The 10,868-nt window shown below is 32.7% G+C and carries 13 protein-coding genes; 6 read left to right on the forward strand and 7 right to left on the reverse strand.

Annotated features, from left to right (window positions below; all coding sequences use genetic code 11):
- Positions 1-14: 14 nt before the first annotated feature.
- Positions 15-1,310, forward strand: a complete 1,296-nt coding sequence (locus tag Q0075_RS00115; RefSeq protein ID WP_297867739.1) for a glycosyltransferase family 4 protein — start codon at positions 15-17, stop codon at positions 1,308-1,310.
- 18 nt (positions 1,311-1,328) lie between these two features.
- Positions 1,329-2,795 carry a lipopolysaccharide biosynthesis protein gene (locus Q0075_RS00120; RefSeq protein WP_297867740.1) on the forward strand — a complete coding sequence of 489 codons (1,467 nt, stop codon included), beginning with the start codon at positions 1,329-1,331 and terminating at the stop codon, positions 2,793-2,795.
- Between the two features lie 150 nt (positions 2,796-2,945).
- On the opposite strand, the gene Q0075_RS00125 is transcribed toward Q0075_RS00120, so the two are convergent.
- From Q0075_RS00125 to Q0075_RS00135, 3 genes are all read right to left on the reverse strand, one after another.
- Entirely contained in the window at positions 2,946-3,680 is a 735-nt protein-coding gene (locus Q0075_RS00125) for a hypothetical protein (protein WP_297867741.1), read from the reverse strand.
- A 200-nt stretch (positions 3,681-3,880) separates the two neighbouring features.
- Complete coding sequence (locus Q0075_RS00130) at positions 3,881-4,207, reverse strand: CCC motif membrane protein (RefSeq protein WP_297867742.1); 327 nt, start codon at positions 4,205-4,207, stop codon at positions 3,881-3,883.
- Positions 4,208-4,218: 11 nt separating this feature from the next.
- Positions 4,219-4,509, reverse strand: coding sequence for a DUF2752 domain-containing protein (locus Q0075_RS00135; protein WP_297867743.1), 291 nt, complete (start codon positions 4,507-4,509; stop codon positions 4,219-4,221).
- Positions 4,510-4,619: 110 nt separating this feature from the next.
- Between Q0075_RS00135 and Q0075_RS00140 the strand changes: the two genes are divergently transcribed.
- Together Q0075_RS00140 and Q0075_RS00145 are read left to right on the forward strand one after the other, a co-directional pair.
- Entirely contained in the window at positions 4,620-4,817 is a 198-nt protein-coding gene (locus tag Q0075_RS00140) for a hypothetical protein (RefSeq protein WP_297867744.1), read from the forward strand.
- The gene (locus Q0075_RS00145; protein WP_297867745.1) at positions 4,801-5,361 is read left to right on the forward strand and encodes a Smr/MutS family protein; all 561 of its coding nucleotides are present in this window, start codon (positions 4,801-4,803) and stop codon (positions 5,359-5,361) included. The genes Q0075_RS00140 and Q0075_RS00145 overlap by 17 nt, the downstream gene beginning before the upstream one ends.
- Positions 5,362-5,457: 96 nt before the next feature.
- Here Q0075_RS00145 and Q0075_RS00150 read toward each other — a convergent pair whose 3' ends face one another.
- A complete protein-coding gene (locus Q0075_RS00150) occupies positions 5,458-5,964 on the reverse strand; it encodes a hypothetical protein (RefSeq protein WP_297867746.1) in 507 nt (168 codons plus the stop codon).
- A gap of 122 nt (positions 5,965-6,086) precedes the next feature.
- Between Q0075_RS00150 and Q0075_RS00155 the strand changes: the two genes are divergently transcribed.
- Entirely contained in the window at positions 6,087-7,208 is a 1,122-nt protein-coding gene (locus tag Q0075_RS00155; RefSeq protein ID WP_297867747.1) for a cysteine desulfurase family protein, read from the forward strand.
- A gap of 243 nt (positions 7,209-7,451) precedes the next feature.
- Here Q0075_RS00155 and Q0075_RS00160 read toward each other — a convergent pair whose 3' ends face one another.
- Together Q0075_RS00160 and pyrE are read right to left on the reverse strand one after the other, a co-directional pair.
- Positions 7,452-7,844, reverse strand: a complete 393-nt coding sequence (locus Q0075_RS00160; protein WP_297867748.1) for an SRPBCC family protein — start codon at positions 7,842-7,844, stop codon at positions 7,452-7,454.
- 47 nt (positions 7,845-7,891) lie between these two features.
- Complete coding sequence (pyrE, locus tag Q0075_RS00165; RefSeq protein ID WP_297867749.1) at positions 7,892-8,539, reverse strand: orotate phosphoribosyltransferase; 648 nt, start codon at positions 8,537-8,539, stop codon at positions 7,892-7,894.
- Positions 8,540-8,546: 7 nt separating this feature from the next.
- On the opposite strand from pyrE, the gene Q0075_RS00170 reads away from it, so the two are divergent.
- A complete protein-coding gene (locus Q0075_RS00170) occupies positions 8,547-9,155 on the forward strand; it encodes an NUDIX domain-containing protein (protein WP_297867750.1) in 609 nt (202 codons plus the stop codon).
- A gap of 73 nt (positions 9,156-9,228) precedes the next feature.
- Here the strand turns inward: Q0075_RS00170 and Q0075_RS00175 are convergent.
- Positions 9,229-10,868: M14 family zinc carboxypeptidase (locus Q0075_RS00175; protein WP_297867751.1), on the reverse strand; the 1,640-nt coding region annotated here is incomplete at its 5' end.

A 10,868-nucleotide genomic window follows, 5' to 3' on the forward strand; every position in this document is an offset into this window, starting at 1 on the left:
AATTGAACTTGACATTGAAACCAACCAAAAAAATACTCATCATATCGTATTACTGGCCACCAGCAGGAGGTCCAGGGGTACAGCGTTGGTTAAAATTTGTCAAATATTTACCTGATTTTAATATTGAACCTCACGTTTATATTCCAGAAAATCCAACGTATCCTTTGATTGATGAGAAATTAATGCGTGAAGTTTCAGATAAAGCCATTATCATCAAACAACCGATTTTTGAACCTTACGGATTGGCTTCGGTTTTTTCAAAACATAAGACTAAAAAAATCAGTTCAGGAATAATTCCAAATCAAAAAAAGCAATCGTTTGTAGAAAAAGCAATGCTTTGGATTCGTGGTAATGTTTTTATTCCAGATGCTAGAGTATTTTGGGTAAAACCTTCGGTTAAGTTTTTGAAACAGTATCTTCAAGAACATCAAATTGATACAATAATAACAACTGGTCCGCCACACAGTTTGCATTTGATTGGTTTGCAATTAAAAAAAGAGCTAAACATCACTTGGTTGGCTGATTTTCGTGATCCTTGGACAACCATTGGTTACCACAAACAATTAAAATTGAGTTCGTGGGCAGCGAGAAAACACAAAAATTTGGAAAAAGAAGTCATGAATACTTGTGACCAACTTTTAGTAACGTCTCCTACCACAAAAACAGAATTTGAAGCGATTACAACAAAACCAATCGAAGTGATTACTAATGGTTATGACGTGGAAAAAGTAAATAAAAAACCTTTAGACGAAAAATTTACTTTGGCTCACATTGGTTCGTTTTTATCGGCAAGAAATCCAAGGATTTTATGGAAAGCTTTGAAAGAATTAACCAAAGAAAATCCCGAATTCAAAAATCATTTTCAATTAAAATTGATAGGAGCGGTGAGTGCTGAGGTACTTCAAGCGATTAAAGAATTCAAGTTGGAAAAATACGTGAATCATTTAGGTTATTTGCCACATGATGAAGCGATAATCGAACAAAGAAGTTCGCAAGTGTTATTACTTATCGAAATTGACTCAGAAGAAACCAAATGTATCATTCCTGGAAAATTATTCGAATATATGGTTTCTGAGCGACCAATTATCGCCATCGGACCAGAAAACGCTGATTTTGCTCAAATCATTAAGGCAACCAATACGGGAACTTTCTTCAAATATGACGAATTAGAAGCTTTGAAAAATCAAATTCTGACTTGTTTTGAACAATTTCAACAAAATAATTTAAGAGTGCATCCTGTTGGTCTACAGCAATACAGCAGAAAATCATTGACGGAGAAATTAGCCAAACTGCTAATCACTAATCACTAATCACTTTTCACTAAAAAAATGGGAATTGTCATCAAACAATCGATTAAAAATACCATCATTACCTATATTGGTTTTGGAATTGGTGCGATTAACACTTTGTTTATGTACGGGCAATTTCTGGGTGACACCTTTTATGGTTTGGTCGGATTTATTTTGTCGGCAGCCAATATTATGATGCCTTTGATGGCGTTTGGAGTTCATAATACTTTGGTGAAATTCTACAATGAATACGAAACTGAAGAGAAAAAAGCGCAATTTCTAACGTTTGTTTTGGTTTTGCCTTTATTGATTGTGCTTCCTGTAAGTTTGATTGGTTATTTTGGATATCATCAAATAGCGGAATTATTATCGGAAAAGAATCCAATTGTTTATGATTATGTATGGCAAATTCCAGTAATCGGACTTTGTATGGGTTATTTTGAGATTTTTTATGCTTGGGTAAAAGTGCATTTGCAATCGGTTTACGGTAGTTTTGTGAAAGAAGTTTTGCTTCGAATTCTAATTTCAATTTTCTTATTTGCGGTTTATTTTGATTTTATTTCTCCGCAACAATTTGTTTTTGCCTTGATGGGAATTTACTTTTTATCGCTTTTAACCATGTTTTTTTATGCGATGAAAGTGAAATTACCTCATTTAAAATTAGTTTTTCCTGATAATTATAAAGCAATTTTAACGTATTGTTTTTTTATCATCTTATCAGGAAGTGTAGCAAATATGTTGTTAGATGTTGATAAATTCATGCTGAATTTTTACATCAATATCGATAATATCGCTTTTTATTCCGTTGCTATTTTTATTGCAACAGTAATTTCGGTGCCAAGTCGTGCCATGCATCAAATTACGTATCCTATTACGGCTAAATTAATGAGCGAAAATAAACACGATGAATTAAATGAATTGTATAAAAAGTCTTCAATTACGCTACAAGTTATTGGTGGTTTGATTTTAATTGGGATTTTGGTCAATATAAATGAATTGTATAGCGTTTTACCAAAAGGCTATAGTGAAGGAATTGCAGTTGTTTTCCTAATAGGTATTTCTAAGTATTTCGATTTGATTTTAGGAAATAATAATTCGATTATTTTTAACTCGATATATTACCGTGCAGTCTTGTTTTTGGGTTTGTTTTTGGTTTTTCTGACAGTTTCCTTAAATATGATCTTCATTCCCCTTTATGGCTTGAATGGAGCTGCTATTGCAACTTTAATTTCGATTACGTTATATAGTTTAGCAAAGTTACTTTTCGTAGTGCTTAAAATGAAGTTATTTCCGTTTACTAAAAATACGATTGTAGCTTTATTATTAGCAATATTGAGTTTTGGAGTATTCTATTATTGGGATTTTAGCTTTCATCCATTTATAAACATTGTTTTAAAATCGATTTTAGTTACCATTTTCTATTTAGGATTGACTTACTATTTTAAGGTTTCTTCGGATATCAATTTTGTGATGAACTCTGTTTTTAAGAGAATTTTGAAGAAATAATAAAGATTTTTTTAATTTCTTCGATTTATTCAATCTGTGTTCCAAATTTGAAAATTGATTTTTGTATTTGTTCTTGTACTTGAATACAAAAAAACCTGCTTCATCTTCCCAGAATCCGCAGGATTTAAAAACAAACTAACCAACCAATTATTATTTATCTTTTTTCATTTCTAAAGTTTCTCTTTTGATTTCTTTTACGTCGTCATCAGACATTTTTACTTTAGAACCGTCTTTTTTGTAGTAGTAATAGTCATCATCACTTTCATAATCATCATCATAGTCATCTCCATAACCACCATTTCCACCTGAGTAATGCTCTCCTCTTGGGTTGTAGAAGTAACCATTGTTTGCGTAGTTGATAAATCCAAATACATCTACAATTCGTCCTCTTCTGTCGTAAACAATTCTCATGTTTCCTACTTTAGTTACAGCAAAACTGTTATAGCTCATATAAATAGTTCCAATACGTTTTACCCTTCCAAAAGCGTCGTAGTTGATGTATACATTTCCTATGCGTCTTACTCTACCAAAGTTGTCGTGTTCTACACGGATTCCTCTTTCAGAAGTTCCGTAGTAACCTCTAGTTCCAGGAGCGCCATTTGTGTTATTAATAGCATATCTAGGTCCTGATGGTCTTGTGTTGAAGTCAAATTCGCCATTTGGAAACAACATAAACTCAATTCCGCGTTCTCTGAAGATAATGGGTTCTGCATCTCGATAATCGATGTAATACTCTCTTCTATTTGTGTTATCAGAAAAAATAGGATTTTCTGACGCTAAAGCCATGTTCCCTACCAGAAAGATACTGGCTACTACTAAAAGTGTAATTTTTTTACTCATGATGTACACATTTAGTTTTCGGAATTCGTGAATCTTCGATTTCATGATACAACAATTTAAAAGTTGAGCAACTCAATTTTAAAACTCGTTTCTAAAACTTGTTGCTTGATTAAGTATTTTCAATTGCTGTGCCAAACTCAAAAAAAGCGTTGTAAACGATTTGTTAATGAGTTGTTATTAAATAAAAAAAGAACGCTAACTTATTGATAGCGTTCTTTTTATAAATATATTTTAGTATTTTTAATTTATCTACTTCCGTATCTTCTTATCATTTCTTGTTGCATTTGCTCAATACCTTCCATACCTAAAGTAGTGAATAGAACAATTACATAAATTAGGTAAATAACACCTAATGAAATTCCAATTATACTAAGAATTTTACCAATTTTTAAATTATTGTAGTTGGTATAAACACTTGGATTTTCAGCATATAATTTAGTGTCTTTATTTGCTAAAACTAAAGCTACAACACCTAAAATGATACTAAAAATTCCGTAACAACAACAAATTAAAATTGAAAATATTCCTAAAATAAGGACAGCGGTAGCATTAGGTAATTTTTGATTTTCCATAAATATAAAGTTTAATTGGTTACAGAGTTAAAATATATTTTAATTAAATAGGCTATTAAAATTACAGCTCCATTTAAAATAGCACTAGCAATTACTAATTTATAATAGTTTCTTTTTTTATCAAAAAGATGAAGTGCTAAAAAAACAAAAAACAAAGCTAAGGTGTAAATAGCAGGAAACATTTTAAATGCTTCCCAAAATTCGCCTTCTAATAAAAAAGCTATTGCCCTTTGTGTTCCACAACCTGGACATTCAACTCCAAAAAGTTGTTTGTTCATACAAGGCAACATATGTTCTTCCATAATGCTTTTTAGAATTAAAATTTTATTCACAAGTTTACAAAAAAAAGTTCACAAACAAATACTAATTTTAAAAACACTACTTTTGAAAATTGTATTTTAAAGTAAAAATAATGAAACAATTTTTATACATTTTAATGTTTGCTGCAGTCGGAATTTATGCTCTAATTGAACAATCAAAACCAGCTCCAAATCGATTTATTATGATAGGGGCAATGGCTGTTTTTATGTTTGGATTATTTAGATTGATGAATAAAATTCCATCTAAAAATGATGGAGAAAACGATGAAGAAAATGACACAGAAATTTGAAATAGGAGATAAGGTCTCAGTTTTAGACGACGACATTTCGGGAGTAGTAATTAAGGTTAATAATGATCAAATTTCGGTGGAAACTACTGATAATTTTGTGATGACATTTTTTGTCAACGAATTGGTTAAAATAAACAATTCCAATGAGTTAAGTGGTTTTTTCTCTACTCAAAGTTTAGGTTCAGTTTTAAAGGATAAAGAAGAGCCAAAAAAGCGCAGTTTTGTAAAAGAAAAGCGCTCTCGTAAGGACGAATTTGTCTTAGAAGTGGATTTGCATATCGAAAAATTAGTACCTTCAAAACGCGGAATGAACAACTATGATATTCTAACTTTGCAAATAGAAACCGCAAAACGCCAACTCGATTTTGCTATCAAAAATCGAATGCCTAAAGTGGTTTTTATTCACGGCGTTGGTGAAGGTGTTTTGAAAGCCGAATTGGACTTTATGTTAGGACGTTATGATACCATTTCGTTCCAAGATGCGAACTATCAAAAATATGGTTTAGGTGCCACTGAAGTTTATATTAAACAAAATGTTAAGTAATTTTAGATGTTTTAATTTTACCTAAATTTCACTTCTAGAAATAAAAAAAGGACTAATCAGTTTCGAATAGTCCTTTGCTTTTTTATGTTTAAAATTTTATAAATCGGTTTCATAATTTCCAAAATTATATTCTGTAAAACTAAACGAATTAGAACTTCCAGAAAAGTTTACATTGACAAATTTAATGTTATGATTATATCCCGTTATTGTAATTCCATCTGAAGCATAAAGCGCGTCTGTAATAATTTCAATTGTTCCACCAGTAGCATTCCACTCATTTTTTACAATTGGAGTAGCGGACGGAATAGTTGTACAAATATTACTAGAAGTTACTGTTCCAGAATAAATTCTATAAATAATCTGATTTGTTGAATTTATATTTACTGTTCTCGGATTTCCATCTGGCGTTTCTTCGTTGGTAAAACTAGCTTCAGGAATATTAATTAACAACATTTCGTCTCCATTAATTTTGAAAATTAAATTATTATCAGGGCATTCTTGAATACTAACGGTATCAAAATTGAAAGATTCTAATGTAATATCGCCATCATCACAAGCTTGTAGCACAAAAATTGAGGCTACTAAAACTATAAGTTTTTTCATTTTATCATTGAATTTATGCAACAAAAATAAAGGTTTTAATTTATTAATTTGCTAAAGTTTGTTAATTTCCATCTGAATTGATTTTAAGATTTCTAAAATAAAATGATTTGTATCTTTGTCCAATGAGAAAAGTGTATTTAGATAACGCCGCAACCACGCCTATTCATCCAGAAGTCATTACTGCGATGATTAATGTTTTACAAAACGATTTTGGAAATCCATCTTCTACCCATAGTTTTGGGAGGAGCGCCAAGACTTTGTTGGAATCTTCGCGAAAAACCATTGCGAAATTGCTAAATGCACAAGCTTCTAAACTTATTTTCACCTCAAGCGCTACTGAAGCCACGAATTGGATTCTAACCAGTGCTGTGAAAGATTTAGGAATCAAACGCATTATCACGACTAAAATCGAACATCATGCTACATTGCACACAGTAGAACATCTAACAAAGGAATTCGGAATTCAAGTCGAATATATTACCATTTTACCAAACGGAAACATCGATTATCAAGATTTAGCAGCTAAATTACATTCAGATGTTCCAACTCTAGTCTCGCTAATCCACGTAAATAACGAAATAGGAACGATTTTAGACATCAAGCGTGTTTCGGACTTGTGCAAGTATGCAAAAGCACTTTTTCATTGTGATACGGTGCAATCTATCGGTAAAACGAATTTAGATGTACAAGAGTTGGGAATTGACTTTTTAGTAGCTTCTGCACATAAGTTTCATGGTCCAAAAGGTGTAGGTTTTGCTTACATCAAAAAGAATTCCATGCTACAACCGATGATTTTTGGTGGCGAGCAAGAAAAAGGGATGCGCGCCGGAACCGAAGCCGTACATCAAGTCGTAGGAATGGCAAAAGCTTTAGAATTAGCTTACGCGAATTTAGAAAGCGATACACAATATATTTCCGATTTAAAAGAGTATTGTATTTCTGAATTGAAAAAAATATTTCCAGAAGTGAAAATCAATGGAGAAAATACGTTTTATAACCTTTTGAATGTCCAATTGCCTTTATCAGAAGAAAAGACTTCTATGTTGTTATTTACATTAGATATGAAAGGAATTGCTGTTTCACGCGGTAGTGCTTGTCAAAGTGGAAGTATTAAACCATCGCACGTTTTAGCCGAATTTTTATCTCCAGAAGAGACAAAAAAACCAAGTTTGCGAATCTCATTCAGCCATTTTAATACGAAAGAAGATATTGATTTGTTGGTTGAGGCTTTGAAACAAGCATAACTATTACCGTCACTTCGAGTGATTTTTAAAAGAAAAAATGCTGATTTTTGCTTTTAAAAATTGTATCGAGAACTATAGCAACGATTTTCCTTCTACAGTTCTCGATACATTTTGTATTTGTAAATCTGAGGCTTTCCAAATACAAAACACTCGAAGTGACGTTAGTGGAATTTCGATTTGAAACATAAAAAAACACGAATTACATAAATCATATAATTCGTGTTCAATAAGTTATTGAGGAAACTACAATTTCCCCATATTCTGAGCCAATGTCTCAATGAATTTAGTGATTGGTCCTTTGATCATCATCGCCATCATTGGGTTGAAATCGCCTTCAAAAGCTAATTGCACTTCTGTGTTATCAGCATCAATTGCGTTTAAGTTTCCAGTTAAGGTAAAAGGTAATTTACTTGAAGCCGCTCCTAAAACCACTTGCGAATTTGGAGTTCCACCTTTTTTAACCAATTTAATTTCTGGCATACCTTTTAATCCGAATTCAAAGCAATTTTCGTCGATTACTTCAAATTTTGCGATATTTTCAGGCATTAATTTTTCGAAATTCTTTACGTCGTTCAAAGCGTTGAATAAATATTCAGCCGATTTTGCTACGTTTACTTTTGGACTTTCTAAGTTCATATGTTTTGTTTATAAGTTTAAAAGGTTATGAGTTTAAAAGGGGGAAACTAAACTTCTACATTCCATTCTGCTGGATTGGCGTTCCAAGCACTCAACGTTTCCAATTCATTTTCTGAAACATATTGTTTGTCAACCGCTTTTTGTAATAAGTTTTCGTAATTACTTAACGTGAAAACATCCAAATTAGCCGCTTCAAAACGCTCTTTTGAAATTTGAAAACCATAGGTGAAAATCGCTGCCATTCCTTTTACATTAGCACCTTCGTTGCGTAAAGCTTCAACAGCTAACAAACTGCTTCCGCCAGTCGAAATCAAATCTTCTACAACTACAACGTTTTGTCCTTTTTGCAAGAAACCTTCTACTTGGTTTTGTCTTCCGTGTTTTTTAGGTTCAGGACGAACATATACGAAAGGTAATCCCATCGCTTCGGCAACTAAAATTCCGATACCAATAGCACCTGTTGCAACGCCTGCAATCACATCTGGTTTACCAAATTTGTCTTCAATATGTTTCGCAAATTCATCGCGTACATAGTTTCTAACCGCTGGAAATGAAAGGATTATGCGGTTATCACAATAAATCGGAGACTTCCAGCCTGAAGCCCACGTAAAAGGATTTTTAGAATTTAATTTAATTGCGTTTATTTGTAAAAGCAATTCGGCTGTTTGTTGGGCGGTATTGTTATTAAAAATCATATTGCAAATGTATAAAGTTTTTGTGAACGATAAGCCACTTTTTTTGACAAATCAAGTTCAAAAAGAGACCGATTTCAAACTTTTTTTGTTGGAAAGTGTTGATATCAAGAAGTTGATTGTTAAAATTTTTCAGAATAAAATTCAGAAAGCATTTCTGTATCATCCTGATGAAAAGTTAATCATGAAAACACTTCGTGCGAAATTACCTATTGAAAAAGCGGGTGGTGGATTGGTTTACAACAAAGATGGTGATGTACTTTTTATTTTCAGAAACGGCAAATGGGATTTACCAAAAGGCGGCACCGAAAAAAATGAAACCATTGAAGAAACCGCTATTCGCGAAGTAGAGGAAGAAACTGGCGTTACCGGATTAGCTATCACCGAAAAACTACAAAGAACCTACCATATTTTCAAACGCAATGGTCGCTATAAACTAAAAATTACCCAATGGTTTGAAATGCGTACCAAATACGAAGGCACACCTCAAGGCCAAGCCGATGAAGGAATTGAACGAGTGGAATGGGTAAATCCAAAGGATATTAAGTTTATATTAGAGAACTCGTACGAGAATATTAAGTTGTTGTTTGAAGCTGAGAACTCTAATGTGTCAATTTGATAATTAGACAATGTGCCAATTTCTCGATTTAGATTCATTGACACATTGACTAATTGACTAATTGACATATTATCTAATTCACTCTATAAACTGGATACTGCAAATGCGCTTTCTCGTAATAAGGCGATTGTCTGTACACCCAATCCAATTGCGCTGCACCGTTTTCAGCGAAAGCTTTGTCATTTTGTTTCTTTTGTTCTAATTCGGCTTTGATTTTTGGATTTTTATCTAAGAATTCTTTCGCTAAATCTTCAAAAACATAACTCGAAAAGTATTCTTTTTGTTGTAAAATAGGATCAAAGAAGTTCCAATTGAAATAACTGTCTACCGCTTCTGGTTCTAAAGTTTCCACTAAGTATTTTACGCCTGGTTGATTCGTGTAAAACACATAATCACCATAATAAAATTTCACTTTTTGAGTTGATTTGGTGACTTTCGTATTGTAATGTCCGTAATGTCCTTCGTAAGGTGATTTTGAGGTTTGATAACTTTCAATTTTATACGATTCTACTTCCATAATCGTGTCTTTTTGGATACGATGTGCATTGATATTGTTCAATTTTAAAATATCCAACACTTGCCATTGCGATTGCGGAATAACATACGCTTTCGGAATACTTACAAATTTCGTAGGTTTATAATTCCCATAAAACGGAATTTTCTTGGTAAACGGTTTACTTTTATCGTAAAACAATCGGTCTTTTCCTGAAATATCGCTTGGTTTGTATCCGCCTTGATAGCCTTTAAAATCAATATACGACACTTTTGTTGAATCAATTGCCCAATCGATTGGATATGACATTCCTGCTTGATATTCATTTAAAGCATCTTTACGTAATTGCTTGATTTTTTGCCAATTCGCATCGGCGAAATTAATCGTGCTGACCATAAATTCATAAGTCACTTTTACGCGTTCTTTGTAGGCTTTCAACATGTGAGTTTCAGGAACAAATCCTAAAGTGTGGAATAAAGTTGAATAACCTGTGGCATATCTTGGTGTATCAGTAAATTGCTCAAAACCTTTATCAGGCGTGGTGCTGTGCACATTCACATACGGAACCACATCGATTTTCTTTTTATTCATGTCTTTCACCACCGAAGGATACAATTCGTTGATGAAATAATTGCCTAATTTGTTTCCCAAACGTTCGTGTTGGGTTGCAATACAAGTAAATGTATATTGATAATCCGCGCCATTGGAAACGTGATTGTCTAAGAAAATATCAGGATTTAATTCGGTAAATAACTTTTGAAAACTACTTGAATTCTTAGTATCCGATTTAATAAAATCGCGATTCAAATCATAATTTCGAGCATTTCCTCTAAAACCATATTCTTCTGGACCGTTTTGGTTGGCTCTGGAATGGGAATTTCGGTTCAACATACCACCAACACTATACACCGGAATAGCAGCAATTAAGGTGTTTTTAGCCGTTTTGATTTTTTCCATGGCTAAATCTCGCATTAACATCATCGTAGCGTCAATTCCATCAGGTTCACCTGCGTGAATGCCGTTATTGATTAAAATTACAGCTTTGTTTTTAGTAAAATATTCATCAAAATCAAATTTTCCTTCGCTTGAAAAAAGTACCAAATGCAAAGGTTTTCCGCTATCTGTGGTGCCTTTTTGAATCATTTGGATGTTAGCAAAACTTTCATCTAATTTTTCATAAAACGCAATACATTCTTCATAAGTAGTGGATTGATTGCCAT

This window comes from uncultured Flavobacterium sp., assembly GCF_937967675.1.
Classification (GTDB): domain Bacteria; phylum Bacteroidota; class Bacteroidia; order Flavobacteriales; family Flavobacteriaceae; genus Flavobacterium.